At 29.8% G+C, this 20,428-nt stretch carries 23 protein-coding genes and 1 tRNA gene; all 24 read left to right on the forward strand.

The window, feature by feature from the left end; translation table 11 throughout:
• Position 1: 1 nt before the first annotated feature.
• The 24 genes from ABI549_RS04180 to ABI549_RS04295 all read left to right on the forward strand — a co-directional run bounded on the left by ABI549_RS04180 (position 2) and on the right by ABI549_RS04295 (position 20,411).
• Positions 2 to 643 carry an outer membrane lipoprotein carrier protein LolA gene (locus tag ABI549_RS04180; RefSeq protein ID WP_348075198.1) on the forward strand — a complete coding sequence of 214 codons (642 nt, stop codon included), beginning with the start codon at positions 2 to 4 and terminating at the stop codon, positions 641 to 643.
• A 5-nt stretch (positions 644 to 648) separates the two neighbouring features.
• On the forward strand, positions 649 to 2,088 hold the full coding sequence (locus tag ABI549_RS04185) for an LptF/LptG family permease (RefSeq protein WP_348075199.1): 1,440 nt from the start codon (positions 649 to 651) through the stop codon (positions 2,086 to 2,088).
• A 3-nt stretch (positions 2,089 to 2,091) separates the two neighbouring features.
• The gene (ribB, locus tag ABI549_RS04190; protein ID WP_348075200.1) at positions 2,092 to 3,225 is read left to right on the forward strand and encodes a 3,4-dihydroxy-2-butanone-4-phosphate synthase; all 1,134 of its coding nucleotides are present in this window, start codon (positions 2,092 to 2,094) and stop codon (positions 3,223 to 3,225) included.
• A 147-nt stretch (positions 3,226 to 3,372) separates the two neighbouring features.
• Positions 3,373 to 3,457 (forward strand) — tRNA-Ser (locus tag ABI549_RS04195).
• Between the two features lie 261 nt (positions 3,458 to 3,718).
• Positions 3,719 to 4,969 carry a site-specific integrase gene (locus ABI549_RS04200; protein WP_348075201.1) on the forward strand — a complete coding sequence of 417 codons (1,251 nt, stop codon included), beginning with the start codon at positions 3,719 to 3,721 and terminating at the stop codon, positions 4,967 to 4,969.
• A gap of 125 nt (positions 4,970 to 5,094) precedes the next feature.
• The gene (locus ABI549_RS04205; RefSeq protein ID WP_348075202.1) at positions 5,095 to 5,544 is read left to right on the forward strand and encodes a MarR family transcriptional regulator; all 450 of its coding nucleotides are present in this window, start codon (positions 5,095 to 5,097) and stop codon (positions 5,542 to 5,544) included.
• Positions 5,545 to 5,554: 10 nt separating this feature from the next.
• Positions 5,555 to 6,001 (forward strand): NAD(+)--rifampin ADP-ribosyltransferase, encoded by a 447-nt coding sequence (gene arr, locus ABI549_RS04210; protein ID WP_348075203.1) that lies wholly within the window; start codon positions 5,555 to 5,557, stop codon positions 5,999 to 6,001.
• Between the two features lie 248 nt (positions 6,002 to 6,249).
• Positions 6,250 to 6,771 (forward strand): sigma-70 family RNA polymerase sigma factor, encoded by a 522-nt coding sequence (locus ABI549_RS04215; RefSeq protein WP_348075204.1) that lies wholly within the window; start codon positions 6,250 to 6,252, stop codon positions 6,769 to 6,771.
• Between the two features lie 627 nt (positions 6,772 to 7,398).
• A complete protein-coding gene (locus tag ABI549_RS04220; RefSeq protein ID WP_348075205.1) occupies positions 7,399 to 8,370 on the forward strand; it encodes an alpha/beta hydrolase in 972 nt (323 codons plus the stop codon).
• A gap of 104 nt (positions 8,371 to 8,474) precedes the next feature.
• Positions 8,475 to 9,197 carry an acyl-CoA thioester hydrolase/BAAT C-terminal domain-containing protein gene (locus ABI549_RS04225; protein WP_348075206.1) on the forward strand — a complete coding sequence of 241 codons (723 nt, stop codon included), beginning with the start codon at positions 8,475 to 8,477 and terminating at the stop codon, positions 9,195 to 9,197.
• 41 nt (positions 9,198 to 9,238) lie between these two features.
• Positions 9,239 to 10,051 (forward strand): hypothetical protein, encoded by an 813-nt coding sequence (locus tag ABI549_RS04230; RefSeq protein ID WP_348075207.1) that lies wholly within the window; start codon positions 9,239 to 9,241, stop codon positions 10,049 to 10,051.
• An 11-nt stretch (positions 10,052 to 10,062) separates the two neighbouring features.
• Complete coding sequence (locus tag ABI549_RS04235) at positions 10,063 to 11,340, forward strand: retropepsin-like aspartic protease (RefSeq protein ID WP_348075208.1); 1,278 nt, start codon at positions 10,063 to 10,065, stop codon at positions 11,338 to 11,340.
• A 305-nt stretch (positions 11,341 to 11,645) separates the two neighbouring features.
• Positions 11,646 to 11,972: a metalloregulator ArsR/SmtB family transcription factor gene (locus tag ABI549_RS04240; RefSeq protein ID WP_348075209.1), complete on the forward strand. Its 327-nt coding sequence runs from the start codon at positions 11,646 to 11,648 to the stop codon at positions 11,970 to 11,972.
• A 27-nt stretch (positions 11,973 to 11,999) separates the two neighbouring features.
• Positions 12,000 to 12,500: an SRPBCC domain-containing protein gene (locus ABI549_RS04245; RefSeq protein ID WP_348075210.1), complete on the forward strand. Its 501-nt coding sequence runs from the start codon at positions 12,000 to 12,002 to the stop codon at positions 12,498 to 12,500.
• Positions 12,501 to 12,536: 36 nt separating this feature from the next.
• Positions 12,537 to 13,019, forward strand: coding sequence for an SRPBCC family protein (locus ABI549_RS04250; protein WP_348075211.1), 483 nt, complete (start codon positions 12,537 to 12,539; stop codon positions 13,017 to 13,019).
• Positions 13,020 to 13,195: 176 nt separating this feature from the next.
• A complete protein-coding gene (locus ABI549_RS04255; protein ID WP_348075212.1) occupies positions 13,196 to 13,561 on the forward strand; it encodes a nuclear transport factor 2 family protein in 366 nt (121 codons plus the stop codon).
• 66 nt (positions 13,562 to 13,627) lie between these two features.
• On the forward strand, positions 13,628 to 14,473 hold the full coding sequence (locus ABI549_RS04260; protein WP_348075213.1) for an RteC domain-containing protein: 846 nt from the start codon (positions 13,628 to 13,630) through the stop codon (positions 14,471 to 14,473).
• A gap of 6 nt (positions 14,474 to 14,479) precedes the next feature.
• Positions 14,480 to 16,561, forward strand: coding sequence for a hypothetical protein (locus tag ABI549_RS04265; protein ID WP_348075214.1), 2,082 nt, complete (start codon positions 14,480 to 14,482; stop codon positions 16,559 to 16,561).
• A 34-nt stretch (positions 16,562 to 16,595) separates the two neighbouring features.
• Positions 16,596 to 17,816 carry a hypothetical protein gene (locus ABI549_RS04270; protein WP_348075215.1) on the forward strand — a complete coding sequence of 407 codons (1,221 nt, stop codon included), beginning with the start codon at positions 16,596 to 16,598 and terminating at the stop codon, positions 17,814 to 17,816.
• A 79-nt stretch (positions 17,817 to 17,895) separates the two neighbouring features.
• Positions 17,896 to 18,183, forward strand: coding sequence for a helix-turn-helix domain-containing protein (locus ABI549_RS04275; RefSeq protein WP_348075216.1), 288 nt, complete (start codon positions 17,896 to 17,898; stop codon positions 18,181 to 18,183).
• A gap of 87 nt (positions 18,184 to 18,270) precedes the next feature.
• Positions 18,271 to 19,077, forward strand: coding sequence for a transcriptional regulator (locus ABI549_RS04280; protein ID WP_348075217.1), 807 nt, complete (start codon positions 18,271 to 18,273; stop codon positions 19,075 to 19,077).
• A gap of 11 nt (positions 19,078 to 19,088) precedes the next feature.
• Complete coding sequence (locus tag ABI549_RS04285) at positions 19,089 to 19,253, forward strand: hypothetical protein (protein ID WP_348075218.1); 165 nt, start codon at positions 19,089 to 19,091, stop codon at positions 19,251 to 19,253.
• 19 nt (positions 19,254 to 19,272) lie between these two features.
• Complete coding sequence (locus ABI549_RS04290) at positions 19,273 to 19,653, forward strand: hypothetical protein (RefSeq protein WP_348075219.1); 381 nt, start codon at positions 19,273 to 19,275, stop codon at positions 19,651 to 19,653.
• Positions 19,654 to 19,775: 122 nt separating this feature from the next.
• A complete protein-coding gene (locus ABI549_RS04295; protein ID WP_348075220.1) occupies positions 19,776 to 20,411 on the forward strand; it encodes a hypothetical protein in 636 nt (211 codons plus the stop codon).
• Positions 20,412 to 20,428 lie beyond the last annotated feature (17 nt).

Raw genomic sequence — 20,428 nt, forward strand, 5'->3', positions numbered from 1 at the left:
AATGAAAAAAACAGCCCTTTTATTGTTGATGGTTTTTAGTTTTTCTGTACAAGCTCAAGATGCAGTAAAAGCAAAGGCATTGCTTGATAAAGTTTCAGCAAAAGTAAAAAGCTATAAAAACATTCAAATAGATTTTAAATATTCTTTGCAAAACCTGAAGGAAAACGTAAATCAAGAAAGTAAAGGAAACGCAACGCTAAGCGGAAATCAATATGTATTGAATTTTATGGGAGTTACAAAACTTTGTGACGGGAAAAAACTATATTCTATAGTTGCTGAAGATGAAGAAATATCTGTTTCAAACATAGGAGGAAAGGAAGATGATAACGATACACCAGCAAAAATGCTTACCTTTTTTAGTAAAGGTTTTAAATATGCTTGGGATATTACACAAAATGTAAAAGGGAAAAAAATTCAGTATGTAAAACTAACTCCAATAAGTTCTAAAGATGAACGCAAAGAAATTTTGGTTGGAGTAGAGGTGGCAACAAACCAGATATATAATACAATATCGGTTGCTAAAAATGGAACAAAAATTACTTTGACTGTTAATTCTTTCAAAACCAACCAAGCATTACCAAAAAATCAGTTTACTTTTGTGCAAAGCAAATATCCTAAGTATTATATTAATAAACTGGACTAAACTGGATGAAAATTCTTGATAAATATCTTCTAAAAACCTATTTAACTTCATTTGTTGGAGTATTTGTAATTTTAATTTTCATATTTATTCTTCAAACGGTTTGGTTATTCATCTCGGAATTGGCAGGAAAAGATTTAGATTTAGTTTTAATTCTAAAATTTTTACTTTTCAAAATGCCAAGTTTAGTTCCATTGGTACTTCCATTGTCAGTTTTACTTTCGGCAATAATGACTTTTGGAGATTTAGCTGAAAATTATGAATTTGCAGCTATGAAATCGGCAGGTATTTCATTTCAAAGAACAATAAAAGGATTAACAGGATTTATTTTACTATTGTCATTAGGTGCGTTTTTTTTTGCAAATAATGTAATTCCATATGCTGAATATAAATTTACAAATTTCAGAAAAAATATAGCGCAAGTAAAGCCCGCAATGGCAATTGCCGAAGGTCAGTTTAGTACTATTGGTAACATTAATATTAAAGTTGATAAAAAAACAGGTGAAAACGGTGAATTCCTAGAAGGAGTGACCATGCATAAAAAATCTAATCTTGGAGAAGGTGCAAAAACTGTAATTAAATCTAAAAGAGGACAATTAATAAGTAGCGAGAAATCTAATTTACTACAATTAGTATTGTTAGATGGTTATTATTACGAAGATATAACTCCTAATAATTATCAAGACAGACAAAAAATGCCTTTTGCTAAGGTTTATTTTAAAAAATACAATATAAACATCGATTTGTCTAAATTAAATAAAGTAGAAGGAAGTGAAGAAAATATAACAAACGCATGTTATATGCTAAACTTATCAGAACTTAAATATACAGTCGATTCGTTAAGCACGAGTTACAATAAAGAAATAATATCTGTGGCAGATAATATGTATCAACGTATCGGTCTTAATGCAAACCTTCAACCAGATTCACTAAGACCTAAAAAGCCGAAAATAATTGAATTAACAAGTTTTTTGTCTAAAGAAGAAAAATCAAAAATATTAGATATAGCTGCTAGTGATGCATTGAGTTCAAAACAAAATTTTGATATAAATAATTTTTCGTTAGAATATAAGAAAAAGGATATAAATAGTTTTTGGCTGTCTATTCATGAAAAATTTGTAGTTGCTTTTGCATGTATATTAATGTTTTTTATAGGAGCTCCACTCGGGTCGATTATTAGAAAAGGAGGTTTAGGATTACCTATAGTTTTTGCCATGTTAATATTCATAACCTTTCATTTCCTAAATACATTTGGTAAAAAAGTAGCACAAGAATCAGGAATGACACCATTTTTTGGCGCTTGGATTTCGTTTTTCTTATTAGTTCCATTAGCAATTTTTTTAACTAGAAAAGCAATAAACGATAATGGTGGTATAAGCTTTGATGGTATTACAGAGCCAATTAAAAATTTATTTATTAAACTCACACAACGCAACAAACTACAATAAAAAATGATTACAAATAAGATAATACTAAATACGATTGAAGAGGCAATAGAAGATATTCGCCAAGGTAAGATTATTATAGTTGTAGATGACGAAGACCGAGAAAATGAAGGAGATTTTCTTGCAGCAGCTGAAAAAGTGACGCCAGAAATGATCAACTTTATGGCCACTCATGGTCGTGGATTAATTTGTACGCCACTTACAGAAAGTCGTTGCAAAGAATTAGAGCTAAGAGCTATGGTTTCTAATAATACTGATCACATGGAAACTGCTTTTACTGTTTCAGTCGATTTAAAAGGGAACGGAGTAACTACAGGAATATCGGCATCAGATAGAGCAAAAACAATATTAGCATTAGTAGAAGGAAAGACAAAACCTCATGAACTAGCACGTCCAGGACATATATTTCCTTTAGTGGCTAAACAAGGAGGTGTTTTACGAAGAACGGGGCATACTGAAGCGGCTATCGACTTTGCAAGACTGGCAGGTTTTAAATCGGCAGGAGTCATTGTCGAAATCATGAATGAAGACGGAACAATGGCTCGTTTACCTGAATTGTACGAAGTAGCTAAAAAGTTTGATTTAAAATTAGTTTCAATAGAAGATTTAGTAGCTTATAGAATGCAACATGATAGTTTGATTGTTAAAAAGGAAGATTTTGACATAGAAACACGTTTTGGAACTTTCAGATTAAGAGCATACGAGCAAACAACAAACAAACAAATACATATAGCGCTTACAAAAGGTACTTGGAACTTAGGAGAATCTATTCTAACTAGAATTAATTCATCACAAGTAAATAATGATTTATTAGGAACATTAACTAATAATGCAGACAAGCAGCTAGATGATATGTTTAAAATGATAAACGAACAAGGAAGAGGAGCAGTTTTGTTTATAAATCAAGATATGCAATCGGTAAATTTGTTAAGCAGAATATCAGAACTTAAATTATTGCAATCTAAGGGTGAAATGAAAGCCCCTAAAATTATAATTGATAGTAAAGATTTCGGAATTGGTGCTCAAATGCTTCATGATATAGATATTTCTAAAATTAGATTAATATCAAATACACAACAATCAAAAAGAGTAGGAATGATTGGTTACGGTTTAGAAATCATGGAATACGTGAATTATTAATCATTTTTATAAATCGTAAGATTTTATAAATGAATTAGTTAATTATAAGGATTGAAAAATCTTTATTTTTTAATCAATTTTATTTTTGATTATCAAAAAAAGGTTCTTATATTTGCACTCGCAATACGGAAATGTATTGTTCTTACTGGAGAAATGGCAGAGCGGTCGAATGCGGCAGTCTTGAAAACTGTTGACTGTAACAGGTCCGGGGGTTCGAATCCCTCTTTCTCCGCTGAAAAAATCCTAAACGGTATCAAAACCCTGTAAATCTTATGATTTACGGGGTTTTTGCTTTTCCAGACATACCAAATTATTCATCAAATCTTATTCTAATCGAGATAAAATCGAGACCCTAGAAAATTCAAAAATTAGGGTCTCGCTAAATTCTCGAAAGCATTGCAAATAGGCGGTTTAATGACGTGTTCAATAGCTTGTTCAATCATCAAACATCTTGTTTGTTTTCAATAAGGAATTTAAATTGAGTAATAATTAATTGGTCACCACAATGAAAACAAAAATCACACTTCACTTTTATGCCAAAAGCACGAAAGCCAATGCAAACGGACTACTTCCAATTTATGTAAGATTAACAGTAGATGGAAAGCGATTGGAATTTAGTACTAAAAAATTTGTAGAAAAATCAAAATGGTCAAGCGAACTAGCTAAAATGAAAGGCACTACAGAAGAAGCACGTTCAATCAATAGCTACCTTGATTTGATGAAATCAAAAGTATTAGATGCTCAAATGGAACTACTTCATCGAAACGAGACCCTGTGTATTGAAAACTTCAAAAATAAATTACTTGGTACTGAAGAACGACAAAGAATGCTAGTTCCCATCTTCCAAGACCATAACAATAAAATAAAAGAACTCGTTGGAAAAGAATACGCTCCTGGAACATTAGAACGCTACACCACTTCACTAAAGCACACCATTGAGTTCATGCAATGGAAGTACAACGTTTCCGATATTGACATAACAAAGATTGATCACGCCTTTATAACCGATTACGAATTTTGGTTACGAAGCGTTAGAAACTGTGCCAACAACACAGCCGTTAAATACATCAAGAACTTCAATAAAATAATCAAGATTTGTTTGGCCAATGATTGGCTGGATAAAAATCCATTTGCAAACTACAAATCTAAAGTGAAAGAAGTGGAACGAGTTTATTTAACTGAAAAGGAAATTCAATCTATAATCGAAAAAGACTTCAAAACAGAGCGACTTTCATTAGTTCGCGATATATTCCTTTTTAGCTGCTTTACTGGCTTGGCATACATTGATGTCAAAAACCTAACAAAGTCTCATATAAGCTTTGGTATTGATGGCGAGAAATGGATATTTACTCACAGACAGAAAACCGAAAGTGCTTCTAAAATCCCAATCTTACCAGTAACGCAGATGATAATTGACAAATATGCAGGTAATCCGCAATGCTTAAATGAGGATAAGTTACTTCCCATCCTATCCAATCAAAAAATGAATGCATATTTAAAAGAAATTGCTGGCGTTTGTGAAATCGTAAAAGAATTAACCTTTCACATTGCTCGACACACATTTGCCACAACGGTAACCCTTACAAATGGCGTTCCTATTGAAAGTGTAAGTAAAATGCTGGGGCATAAAAATTTAAGAACTACACAGCATTATGCAAAAGTTTTGGACAGAAAAGTAAGTGATGATATGAAAATCCTTAAAGAAAAATTTGTTTTTATTACTCCTAATGCCAAATTGGGATAAACAAGAAATGTCACTTTTATAGAATTTTAATAAAATAGGTTTTTGTTGATTTGAAAAAAAATTGCAGTTTATTAATTTTTTATAATATCTTTGCAACTAAGATACTTATTAAATAAGATAAATATATGGATAATGATAGGGTCATAATTTTAAGAAAGTTAAGTCAGCAATATGCCTATACGTCAATTCAGATGCACGAGACTATTGCGAAAAAATTAGGCTTTTCAAGTACTGACCATAAGTATTTAGGTTTCTTCCTTCAGAGAGGAAAATTAACAGCAGGAGATTTAGCAGCTTTAACGAGTCTAACTACTGGTGCAATTACTGGTTTAATTGACAGGTTCGAAAAGAAGAATCTTGTAAAAAGAGAGTTTGATGCAAATGACCGAAGAAAAGTTGTAATTGTACCAAACACAAAAAAAATAATGAATCTTTTTGAACCATTTTATAAACCATTTCAAGAAGAAACAGAAAAATTAATTGCTACTTTCTCAAATGACGAAATAAATATTATTGAATCATACCTCTCACAAGCACTTTTATTAGCAAATGAAACAATTAATAAACTAAAATAAAACTATCTAAATGGAAAAAGATAATATGGAATTTAAATCCAACACGATTGGGCACACTCCATTAAAACAAACATACTTTCATGGCACAAAGGCAAATTTACAACTTGGAGATTTAATTAAAGTTGGTTATAACTCTAACTTCGGAAAACAGAAAAATGCAAAGTACATTTTTCTCACCTCAACTTTAGACGCTGCCGTTTGGGGGGCTGAATTAGCTTTGGGTTCATGTAAAGAAAGAATTTATTTAGTTGAACCAACTGGGGATATTGAAAATGACCCAGACCTAACCGACAAGAAGTTTCCCGGCAATCCATCCATGTCTTACCGTTCTATTCATCCTTTTAAGGTTGTAGGTGAAATTACAATTTGGCAAGGACATTCAGAAGAGCAAGTTAATGCCATGAAAGAAGCATTATCAAAACTTAAAGAACAAGGTATAGATTCATTAAATGATTAATTGAAAATATACAATAGTATATATTAAATACTAATTCATTTATTAAATTTTATGTAAAAAGATTATTCAATTTAAACAAAACGTAAAAAAAAATACTCGATTTCTTCCTAAATTTTAGCAAATATGTAAAGATTGCAGTAGATATTTTAAAAGTTAATCTAATAGTCTTAAAATCAAATTTAAAAAAAAGAAAAAAATTGTAGTTTTTTAAACTCAATGGTTACTAATAATAAAAGTAACAAAATAATATGAAATTAAAGGATAATAATTTGAGTAAATCTTTTCTTATTCAAATAAATCAGAATACTGGCATTCTACATAAAGTAAGTAAAATTTATTTTGATGGTAAAGAAGACAGAGAAGATGTTATACAAGAAATGATGTATCAACTTTGGCATTCATTCTCAACTTTTAATGGCAATTCAAAATTTTCAACTTGGATGTATAGAGTTTGCATTAACACGGCACTTACCTATAACAGAAAAAACAGGAAAAAAATTGTCATTACTGTTCCAAACATTCCAGACACTATTGAAGTTTTAGATAATGACAGTCTGGAGGAATCAATAGTCATATTAATGCATTGTATATCAAAATTAACAAAACTAAACAAAGCAATTATTTTATTATTTTTTGAAAATTTGACATATGAAGAAATTGCGAGTATTACTGGTTTATCAAAATCAAATGTTAGCGTAAGGTTGGTTAGAATAAAACGAGAAATTGAAAATAATTTTAATAAAAGTAAAGGTACTGATGAAGAAGTTTAAAGAAATTACACAAATATGGGAATCCAAGTATAATAATATTAATAACTGGCAAATATACGATCAAAACACAATAGAAACGGTTATCAAAAATAGAATTAAACTACATAAAAATACAGTTATGAAATATTTTTGGTCAACATTTATTTTACAACTTACAGTTTATGCAATTTTTAGCCATCTATTTATTAAATCACTTTTCAGCGAAAAAATTCTATGGTCATGTTTAATTATTATAATTCTACTTATACCTTTTACAAGTATGCTGTTGATAAAGTACAAAGCAATAGCAATTACAAAACTGAAAAATAATTCGGAATCATCAATAAAGCAATTTCTATATGAACACAAATTAATTCTTGAAAGTTTTTATAAGTTTAAAAAAAGATACGAAAGGATATTAATAGTAGTCTGTAGTGTGATGATGTCAATAATTTACGTTCAAAAATTTACTAACCATTCTAATTCCTATAAATGGATAATTGCTTCAGTAATTTTCATAAGTAGTTCACTTCTTTGGTATAAACTTTTTAGATGGCAAAATAAAGAAAGTTTCCAAAAGCCATTAAAAGAGATTGATGAAACAATAAACGAATTTACAAAAGAGGATTAATAATTAAAATTTTAAAAATGAAAAAAAGAATTTACACAAAAATCGGCACAATAAGTTTGCTTTTGCTTTTAACTACTTGGGTAACAACTGCTCAAAATAAATCAGGCATAATTAAAACAAATAATATTGAGATTGCTTACGAAAGTTTCGGTTCTATAAACAATGAAACTATTTTATTAATTCAAGGAACGGGAGTTCAATTAACTGGTTGGCCTATTGAATTATGTGAACGACTAGCAGAAAAAGGCTATCACGTCATCCGTTTTGATAATCGCGATGTGGGATTATCATCTAAACTAGATGAACTTGGCATGCCTGATTGGGCAGATATAATTCCTAAAATTGGAACATGTGACATGACTTATCTTCAATATTCATTAAATGATATGGCTGCTGATGCTGTCGGATTATTAAATGAACTTAAAATTGAAAAAGCGCATATTGTTGGAGTTTCAATGGGTGGAGCAATTGCACAAATTATAGCAATTAATTTTCCAAATAAAACACTTTCACTTACTTCTATTATGGCTTCATCGGGTAATCCTATGGCTCAAAAAGGTAATCCAGATGTTTTACAAACAATGGCTACACCTCCACCAATGACCGATGATATTGATGCTCTTACAAATTATTTTTTTACTATATATAAAGCAATTGGTAGTAAAGGATATCCTACCCCAGATAATATTTTGAAAGAAAGAGCCAGAAAAAGTATTCAAAGATCATGGTATCCATTAGGTCTTGCAAGACAAGCAGCTGCAGTAATTATTGGCGATAATTGTGATAGAAGACAACAACTAAATAACATTAAAATTCCTGTTGTAGTTATTCACGGGGATGCAGACCCAGTTGTAAACGTTGAAGCAGGTAAAGAAGTGGCAAAAGCAATTCCTAATGCAAAATTAATTATAATTCCAGGAATGGGACATGATTTGCCGGATGCTTTAATTCCAAACTTAATTGAAGGTATTTTATTAGCAACTAAATAATAACAAATAAATTAAAATCTATTTAAATGGCTGTAGATAAGATTTTCTGCTTTTTTTGAATTAAATATTGACCAATTCAGTTAAACAATTTAAATAATATATAAATGAAAAAAATAATAATTTTAATCTTAGTTTGTAAATTTTTTTATTCGAACGCACAAGAAAAGATAAACTTCTCGTCACTTGACGGTATCAAAATAACCGCGGATTTGTACAAAATAAATGATACATCAAACTACATAGTATTGTGTCATTTAGCAGAACATAGTAGAGGCGAATACAAAGAAACGGCAGTAAAATTAAATAAATTAGGATTTAACTGTTTGGCAATAGATACAAGAACGGGTAATGAAGTTTTTGGAATTAAAAATCAAACACATATTGAGGCAATAAATAAGAAAAAAGGTACTGAGTATTTAGATTCTGAACAAGACATTATTGCGGCAATCAACTTTACTGATAGTATTAATAATAATAAAGGAGTTATTTTATTAGGGAGTTCTTTTAGTGCTTCTTTAGCATTAAAAATAGCTACTACTCATAAAAAAGTTAAAGCAGTCTTAGCGTTTAGTCCTGGAGAATATTTTGGAGATAAATTGAATTTAAAGAATACTATTAAAAAATTAAACAAACCTGTATTTGTTACCTCTTCAAAGGAAGAATCTAGTAATCTAAAACTCTTAATTGAAAACATAAAATCAAAAAATAAAACGCAGTTTATTCCTATTGGCAAAGGAGCTCATGGTTCAATTGCGTTATGGCCATTTATAGAAAATAATGAAGAATATTGGACAGCTACAATTAAATTTTTAAAATCTGTTATCTGAAAGCAAATTACAATTAATGTAATTAGTAAATTATTATAATCATGATACTAAATATTAGAAATGCATTAATAAAAAATCTTTATATATTTTTTATAATTACTATGATTTTCAAGTATGAAATTTCCCTTTCACAATCTAAGGATACCATAATTGTAAATACATCTTCAATCAACGTCAAAAACATCAAAGAAAGTTCAAATGAATATCTTGTGTATTACAAAATGAAAGGTCATACGAACAAGACTAACTATGAATTTTGGTCTAGAGTAATCTCTTTTGAAGAAACAAAAGGGAAAAAAACAATTAAGATTAATCAAATTTGGGAAAATATGGACAGTATTTTCCACAAATCATCAACTACATTAAATAAAGTTAATTTTAAAACAATATACCATGATGTGTGGTGGAAAAAAAACAACAAAAAACTTACTGCTAGTTTTGATTTTGAAGCAAAAAAAGCAATTTATGATGGAGAACCTCTAATAAAATCAAAAGATTCAGTCATAAATGAAAAGCACATTGCATTTGAGAAAGCTTTAAATCAAAATTTTCTCAACTGGCATTTAGATTTAGAAGTATTTCAACTGCTAGAGTATAAAAAAGATGCAGTGTACAAAATAAACTTCTATGATCCTGGATTTAATGAGCCAAAAAATATAGTTTATACAGTAATTGGAACGGATTCCTTATCTGGGTATAATAACCAAAAAATTAAATGCTGGCTATTATTTCATGAAGAACAAGGAAGTCACAAAGAGACTTTTTGGATAAGTACGTCAACGAATGAAGTCTTAAAGATGGAGCAAGAGTTTGGTGGTAATTTTAGATGTAAAATTAAATTAGGATTTAATTAATAGATTAAAGTATGATAAAAGTTATATGCAGAATAGTGATTTTCCTAACATTCTTTTTAGCAAGTTTAAATCTATTTGCTCAAACAGGAAAACAAGAATTTAATAATATTTCTCAACTACTTGAGCAAGATAATTTTTTCAAAGCAAAAGAAATTTATACACGAAGTAAAAAATATCTGACCACAAGCAATTGTTTATACATTGAGGCTTGCCTTTATAATGCATTTAATAAATTAGAAGATTCTAACCTAAAAATAAATGTGTTGTTAAAAACGAATAGTAATGAATTAAACGATTCTATAAAATTAAAACTATACACGCTCAAACATGATAATGCGTTGAAATTATATGATTATCGTGAAGGTAAAAAAGCACTGCAAACTATTTTTGAGGAATATCAAAATATACTTAATAAAGAAACTATCGAGGAGTACAATAATGACTTAAAAATTTGCACTGCACTTCAATACCAACCCAAACAGAAAGTAATCATTCCTTCCATTAATGAGTTAAAGATTGTAAAAGACAAAGCTGGATTAGATAATATAGCTATATCAAGAGATACAGATACTTTAAACTTCATATTTGACACTGGTGCAAATATATCTACGATATCAAAATCAGTAGCAGAACGTCTAAAAATGAAAATAATACCAGCTGATATTGAAGTTGGAACAATTACGGGTATAAAAGTAAAAGCGCAATTAGCAATATGTGATAAATTTTTAATAGGCACTATAGAAATTTGCAATGCCATATTTTTAGTAATGGATGATAACTCATTAGCTTTTCCACAAATTGATTACCAAATCTGCGGGATAATAGGATACCCAGTTCTTGAAGCTTTAAAAGAGATACAAATTACACAAGAAGGTTATTTTATAGTTCCAAAAAATGAGACTGAATTTACTGGTGAGCAAAATCTAGCTATGGACGGATTGACACCTTTGATTTCTATAGAAGGTAAACATTATACTTTTGATAGTGGCGCGAGTTCTACAATTCTCTATAAAAAGTATTATGAAAACAATAAGCACGAATTTGACCAATACTACAAACCTCAAAAAGTAATCTTTGGAGGAGCCGGAGGAAATGAAGAATTCAACGGATTTCTGATTAAAGAGGCATTTACGATCTCAGGCAAACGAATAATTCTTAAAGATGTACAATTACTTAGTCAAAATATTAAAGAAAAAGAAACAGTGTTTGGAAATATTGGCCAAGACATAATTAAACAATTTAGCAAAATGACGATAAATTTTAATAAAATGTTTATCAAGTTTGAATAATAAATAAAAAGAAATCTATTAGTCTAGCAAATAAATAAGTAACTAAAAATAAAGAAATAGGTATGCGATTCAATAATAATTTTATGAAGCATTTTAGAATATTTATAAAAATAAGTTGAATTCATTATATCTACAGGTATTATTCCACAGCTAGATAATGTTACAGTTTACGGGGTGATTAAAATCAATCAAAACTTCATTCTGTACTAAATCACAAATTTATAAAATTTACTAAAAATAATTTGCGCAATTGAACGATTGCGCATATATTTGCAATCAATCAATTGCATATAAATAAATAAAAGATGAGAAGAGATGTTTTTCAAGCTATAGCCGATCCAACAAGAAGAGCTATTTTAGGACTAATTGCAATACAAGCTATGACACCAAATGCCGTCGCAGAGCATTTTAATTCTACCAGACAAGCAGTTTCAAATCACATTAAAATCTTAAGTGAATGTGAACTTCTAAGTCAAACACAATTAGGACGAGAAATATATTATCATTTTAATCCAGAAAAAATTAAGGAAGTTGCCGACTGGTTAGCACCATTTAAAAAGTTATGGGATGATCGCTTTGAGCAACTCGACGACTTATTAATAAAGATGCAATCAAATCCGAAAGACGTATAGTTTCAATTATCAATCAAAATCTAATCAATGACTAAATCAATTTTTAAATCGGAAGATAACAGACTTACTGTTACAAGAACTTTTAACGCCCACCAAAATTTAGTATGGAGCGCTTGGACTGAACCAGCACTTTTAGACCTATGGTGGGCACCCAAACCATGGAAGTCAGAAACAAGTTATATGAGTTTCGTAGAAAATGGTCACAGGATTTATGCCATGGTAGGTCCTATGGGTGAAAGGCATGTAGCTCGAACAGATTACAAATTAATTACTCCGCATGATTCATTTTCAGGTGAAGATTCATTTTGCGATCCCGACGGAACGATAAATACTTCTATGCCTATTGCACGATTTAAAGTTGAATTTTTTGCGAATTCGAATTCGACCGAGGTGATTTTAAGTTCCGAGTATCAATCGAAAGAACATTTAGAACAAGTTATCGCGATGGGAATGAAAGAAGGCTTAAATATGGCATTTGATAACCTTGATGACTACATCGAACAACAATTTAAATTGAGAAAAAACTAATCAAAACAAAAATTTATTAATTCAAATTATTTAAAAATGTCAAATAAAACAACAATTACCGCAGAACCAAACAAACAAGAACTTTTTATAGTAAGAGAGTTTGAAGCTCCAAGAGAAATTCTTTACAAAGCCTATACTGAGGCGAATTTAATAATGAAATGGCTTGGACCTGATTCATTAAAAATGGCTATCGATAAATATGAAAATAAATCTCATGGCGCCTATAGATTTATTCATTCTGATGAAAATGGTAATGAATATAAGTTTAATGGAGTTATTCATGAAGTCTGTCCTCCAGAGCGACTAATAAGAACTTTTGAATTTGAAGGTTTACCTATGAAAGGTGAAGTATCTTTAGAATTTGCAAATTTTGAAGAGTTACCAAACAACAGAAGCAAATTAACAATTCAGGCAATTTACAAATCAGTAGCAAGTCGTGATGGTCACCTAAACTCAGGTATGGAACATGGCGTTACCGACTCTTATAATTCACTTGATAAAATACTGGCTGAGATTTAATAAGAGTAAAATGCAAGGATCGACGAGTAAATCATCTTGTTAAGGAACTAATAATTCATAACTGGAACACAATTACGGAAAAGAAATTTATGAAACAAAGTTTGGAAATTGTTTTGAAATGATTTACAAAAATATGTACAGCCAAATAATAGATTACTATTTCAAATGAATCAACCATGGAAGATAAAATAAAACAAACAATTACAGACTTTGTGCAAGGTGGCGATAATAGTGATGTTGTCCTTTTAGATAAGGTGCTGCATAAAGACTTTCGCGTAAGTAGTAATAGATTTATGGGTACAAAAGGTGTTACTAATATTGATAAAGAAAAATATTTATCAAATATTAAACAAGGCCTTTTTGGAGGATTACCGAGGGAAATGATTATCGAAAGCATTGACATTAGCGAAACAATAGCTTCCGTTAAAATTAAATTGAAAAGTGAAGAAAACATATTTGTTTCATACAACTCATTAGTACTGGATCTAGACAGCGAATGGAAAATCATAAATAATACTGCGATTGTACAGAGTAAAAAGTAATCTATGAGATTAAGCAAATTTATAAAGTAATGAATATGCAAAAAACTATCAAAATATACTCAGGAATTGCAAACAAAAATAAATAAGCTGATATCAGAACTAAATGAGCAGCTAAACTTTATAGATTTAGAAATAGATAACCAACTTATACGTTGTGAAAACGCTATTGAAATAATACTTAAAACAATTAAAATTTTACGAACAATTGTACATAAAAATAATTTTAAAGCCGAAGGAGAAGAAATACAATTTTTTAAAGAATTAAAACCACAATTCACCTCTAAATTAATTTACTACAATATGGTTTATAAAATAGAAATGAAAAAACCAAATGGTGGAAACAGAGTAGTAAAGAAATACTATCAAAATGAATTACTAAAGTTAAAAGCTTTTTTTGACAACGAATTAGATTTTTATAAATACTACCGTTCAGGCAGTACATATTTAGATTACAAGTATTTTTTAAGAGGAAAATTTGACATTAAACTCTCCTTAGACAGTTATTATTTTGAGACGGATAGTACCTTTTCAACATCACATGATTTTAAAGTGGCAAGAATATTAGCAAATGACCTAATTCAATTATACATAGAAAACCAGTTTGTACAGATTGACCATAAAGATGATAGAGAAAAAATGAACAAGAAACCAAGTATAAATTTATCTTGGACAAACTCAAAAGTAGCTTTAACAGAGTTGCTCTATGCACTTCATGCAGAAGGAGTATTTAACAATGGCAATGCAGATATAAAAGACATTGCAACCTATTTAGAACACATCTTTAATATTGACTTAGGCGACTACTACAGAACCTACCTAGAATTAAGAATGAGAAAAACCTCTCGAACTAAATTCTTATCTTCGCTAACAGAAAGCTTAATCAAGAAAATGGATGAAGCAGATGAAAAGTAAAACACTATGCATAAATCTCTTTTTGTACTTAATTCCGATCAAATAAATAAACACGGTAGTTGCTTCGCTATTTCAGCAATGGAGGATGTTGTTTGGGACAAATCAACTCAAGCTGTACCAATGCACCTTGGTCACGACATGCACAGACCTATTGGCTGCATGATACCATATGCTCTTTATTTCGAACCAAAATTGGTTAGAAATTTAGGTATTGCACTACTTCCTGAAACGGATGAAGAAACAAAACAAATTTTAGACTTCAAAAAATTCACAAACTATTCAAATATTAAAGAAGATGTTGAATCTAACAAAGGAGCTCTACATGATATTCTAAAAGATGATTTAAGTAAAGATTTTAAATACATACATTCCAGTACGCTTGCTATTCTTGATAATGGGATTGTAGCAAAAGTATTCAATAAGTTAAGCAGTTTAAAAGTTAAAGATGATCTACTTCCAATAAAAGAATTATTAAAAGAATTTGATTATAAATACCAAGGTGTTTTTGTTCATAAAACACTTCCGTTATGTATTTATGTAGATAGTTTTTTCAGAAGGTCTTTATCAAGACACAATTGTTTCCATTATAAATTTTTAGATGAATTCATGTCATATAAGGATAATGATGAGGTAGTCTTAAAAATTGCCATCGACTGGGATTTAATTGGATATGCTCCTACACTTTTGCCTACTATGGAATTTGACTATTGGTTTGGTCCAAAATATTCCGATGAAATTGAAAAAATTGATCCCGGATTGACAAAACATATTACAACAGATTTCGAAAGAGATTATTACCAATTATCTTCTACTGAATTCTTTTGGAAAATTAATAAAAACTTGAGAGAATTTGAACTAGAAGAATTAAAAGAATCTGAAGCTCCAACTGAAGAAGATTTTTATGGCTGCAGATATATCCATTCTATTTATGAAACAAATAAATCAACATTTGTACATTTTGATGGAGCAATTAGAGGTTATGATTCTGATTTATATTTTGAAAGAATAGATCAAAAAATGACAGAGTTTGGACGGAGAAGTCAATATAAAAAACTCTTCAGAATGGATGGGAAAATCGGTATTAATGATTGGAAGAGTTTGATAACACAATACATGCAAAGTAATCCACTTATTTATGAGTATTTCAATGCCGAAAAACCAAAATCTGAACTAGAAAAACCAATAGATAAGCTATCATTAATAGAAGAATTAGTTCCTCAAAAGTTGGATGCTAATGATGGGATTAAGCTATTAGTCTCGTACCATGAAAAAAAAAATAATTTTAATGATTTCAGCCATGCCGTTTCAATTTACGATGTAGTCGATATTGGAAACGGAAATAAAGACGCAATTGAAGATGATATCATAGAAATTAAAAAAGCTTTAGACAGATTAGGAAAAAAACTATTCATAAAAGAAGATGTCATTTATGGCAATTTCAAAGACGAGTATTGGAACATACCATGTGTTTTTCATGGAGCTAAAGATCCTCAAGAAGACATTACAATAACAATACAAGCTTTCAAAAATATTTTCAATAAACTAATTGAAAGAAAACTAAACTCTATTATTTCATTCACACTTGCTTGGAATATGGAAGAAAAGGAAGTGAGACTAAGTTGCTATGGTCACGTGAATGATTTAACAAAATGGATTAATTCATTTACTAGCATCCCAGTTAACAGAGACGAATTTAAAACTTGGCTTGAAAATCAGAGAACATATCTTAACTCAAACTATGAGCAATTCATAAACAAACCAGCATTAAAGGATATTTGTCAATATGATGGAGTGATTTATATAAAAAGAAAAATTGTAGACACAAAATTTAATTTAAAACCAATAGTAGATGACATAGGATTGAACTGTTCCTTAACAATACCTGATGACGGAACCGATTATTCAGATATAAAAGAGGGTAAAATTGTTCCAATAATGTCGTATTTCAATAAAAAGGCAACGTGTAGTAAATCGGGTAAAAGTTACTTCGAAAGTGAATACTCAAAATTTTTAGACGATGATGTTCATGTAATTATTGAAGACTTTGAAGGCCTTACTTTCTATTGGTCAGATAAACCAATAACATAAAAACAAACCCAACTTGGGTATAACTTGTGTAAAAATGAATGTAATAATATTAGGTGCAGGAGCTTCAAAAGCATACAATGATTCACCTACGGGTCAGAAAATGCCAATTGCAAATGATTTTTTTAAAACGTTTCACAACCTTGATATTGCATCAAATACTTGGGTATTGATAGGCAACATAATTAATTATGTTGCGTTAACCAGAAATAAAGAAATTCTAGATTTTCTTTATTTTAATGAAGACATAGAAATATTACACAGTGAGGTAAAAAACAAATTAATTGCAAGTTTATCTTCAAGCAAAGACAATTTTTTTACTAGAGATAATTTTCTAGATAATATGCAAAATTACAAGGCTTATCTTGAATTAGTTTTCCTATTCACAAGTGTTATAAATGAAATCCAGAACGGACCAACATCAAAACCACACCTAAACTTAATTAAGCATATTAATCCCGAAGATTCTATAATAACCTTCAATTGGGACACTTTAATGGACAAAGCATTATTCGAAGCTACTGATTGGAACACGTCAGATGGATATTATGTAAAGCCTTCAAAAATATACAGAAATGAATGGGTAGATATTGAAAATAAAACGAATAAAAACTATCCGTATATAATTAAATTACACGGCTCAACAAATTGGTTAACGAGTCATATAATTCCTGAAAAAGGTAAATTGGAAATGCTACAGGAAACTAATGCAGAAGATTTTTATATTTATGAAAGCACTAAAGAGCCTTACAGTACTTATGACGGTAGATTTATGCCTGGATATACTGATTTTGCATATGGCTATTATCCTCCAAACCTACCTTTAAAAGGTAAAAAAATTCCAGATGGTATGATGTTAATGAAAAATATCATTAGAACTGGTTTTAACCCGAAAGGAGAAGCTGAAAGTTTTGGATTAGTATCGATGCCTCTTATAATTCCTCCAGTTCATGATAAAGAATATGATTTTTATGGCGATATATTCTCGACTCTTTGGTCAAAAGCTGAGGAAGATATTACAAAAGCTAAAAAAATAATTCTAATTGGATATTCATTTCCAATAACAGATATTAGAACAAACAATCTTTTTAAAAATGCATTTTTAAAAAGAGATACAATACCTCAAGTAATTATTGTAAATCCAAATTCAGCTCTAATCGAAGAAAGGTTTATTTATGAATTTGGCATCTCTAAAGAAAATATCACCGTTTATAATGAATACTTTGATGATAATTTTGATTTAGAAAAATTATTTTAAACCCAACTTGGGTGCAACTTGGGTAATAAAACAAATCAATCTTCACAAATTTGTACCATAACAATCTAAAACATCAGTTATGGCAGTACAAGTTATCACTCTCGAAGATTTAAACGAATTCAGAAGTCTTCTTTTGAAAGACTTAAAAGAAATCATTCACTCTAATCCGCAACAAACAAAACAGTGGCTCAAATCCAATGAAGTCCGCAAGCTGTTAAACATCTCTTCGGGTACTTTACAAAATTTCCGTATTAATGGAACACTAACTTATACCAAAGTGGGTGGCATTATGTATTACGACTATGCAGACATTGAAAAATTGCTAAACGGAAATAAAGTTCACGCAATACCTACACTTTTTAAGTAAAAATTCATTGCGATTAGCATGTATTGAGCGAAGTTGAAATGAAATAATATCAATTTCGTAATTCGTAATTTAAAATTCGTAATTCTAATGAACTACATCAAACACTTAACAGGTTTCTTCATTCGCATTGCCTCTGAAGAAACCATTTATCCTACACATATTAGCTTGTATCTAGCATTATTCCAAAGCTGGAACATCAATCGATTCAAAAATCCAATTGCTATCTCACGTGATGAAATGATGAAAACAAGTCGCATAGCTTCAAAAGCAACCTATCATAAATGCATCAAAGAATTACAGAGTATGGGATTTATTGACTATTTACCTTCTTACAATCCCTATTCAGGTTCAGAAGTAATCATTCATGATTTATCAGATAGAAAAGCAGTTTTTAAAATACAAACCAGTTCAATTATTGACCAAACCATACCAATAGATAACCAAGCTAACAGTAACGATACTGAACAAGTCAATGAACCCAATATATATAATACTAATAAAACATCTAAAAACAATAAAAACATATCTATAGACACCCATTTTAAAAATTTTAATGAAGATGAATTTATTTTAAACTCAAATTCGAAAAAAGAAAAAAGTTCCGCAAAAAAAGAAAAAGTCGAGAAGCCTAGTTTAGAACAAGTCAAAGAATACTTCAAACAAGAAGAATATTCAGAATTTGAAGCAGAACGATTTTACAATTATTACACCAGTAACGGTTGGCTCATTGGTGGAAAAACCAAAATGATAGATTGGAATGCAGCAGCTCGTAATTGGATGCTAAACACTGCCAAATTCAAAATAAATCTTCCTCAAAATCTTCAATCAAAAGAACAACCAAGAGCAAAACACCTCCAAGTTATGGAAGATAAAAACTATGCAGAACCATTATAACAAATCAGGTTATGAGTACACAATACAACTATCCCGAAATTCTAGTGTGGTTAGAGAAAAAAGCTAAACAAGATTATGGTTCAAATTTTCATTTTTTTGATAAAGACTTGGAGAACATCACAAAACTGATAGCGTATTTCCTAAAAGATGAGGTAACTGCAAATCAATTCAGGTAAAACATCATTAATGACAATAATGAAATACATAACCCAAAAAGAAAACAAATTTTATATGCGAACCTGTCGGGATATAAGTTTCGAATTCATAAAAGAAGGCTACGAAATAATCCATCGATACAGTCGTGGAAGCTATTCACAATCCGAATACAAAAACTATTGCTTTGATGATTTAGGAGTAGAAAACAACTTAAAGTATTACGGAAACGAATGCAATGTTATGGCAGAAATAGTCTTATCAAGATATGATCTATTTATCTCAAGAAAAGTGATGACTCATATAACCACAAATCTTTCAGCATCAGAAATAGAAACCATGTATGGCAACCGAGTACGCTCAAGATTACGAGCCATGCTAAACCTCATCGCATTCGACAAAACCACAAAAGACAAACGCTAACCGTCATTACGAGTAGCCTGTATTGAGCGAAGTCGAAATAAAGCAAACTCTTGTCACACTGAGCCTGTCGAAGTGCTTTTAGTTACTGGAAACTTTAAACCTGAAACTTTAAACAAAAAATCATGAGAAAAATAAATATCTTCTGGAACTGGTTCCAAGACAACAATCAAACTATTAAGGATCTAATCATAGAAATTCCAAAAAATCAGCAAAATATCTCTTATTGGTTAAACAAACAATTAGGGTATTTCTCTAAAGAGTTAGATTTTATGATAGTCTTTCCAATAAAGGAAAACCAAAAGACAGAAATAATTATAACAGCAAACGGAAACCCTGACTACTTCAACCAAGTAATCGAGTTAATCAATAATGCTCCGGTATTACGACATTGGAAATTCACAGCATTCATTCAACCCACAGAAAAAATAGAAAGAATTATTAAGGGTTTAGATGAACCTTATATTTTCCAAGAAATAACAATAAAAACCAGTGAAATCAAATTCTTGCCATTAAACTATGATGATAGAATTCAAAAACTTGATATAATAATTTACCTTAAAAACTATAAAATCCATTGCAATACTAAAATTCTTCAACAAGCTATTTACATTATTTTGCAAGAGATATTGGGCGAAAAAGCATTATATCAAAACATTAATTTTATACAATTAGCACAATTACAAAACAAGACTGAAGAGTTAATTGAATTATATGAATTGCAGTTTTACATTGACAATATTAATAGTTTAAAATTGTAATTAAATTCAATATATTT

The sequence above is a fragment of the Flavobacterium sp. genome (assembly GCF_039932285.1).
In the GTDB taxonomy this organism is placed as follows: domain Bacteria; phylum Bacteroidota; class Bacteroidia; order Flavobacteriales; family Flavobacteriaceae; genus Flavobacterium.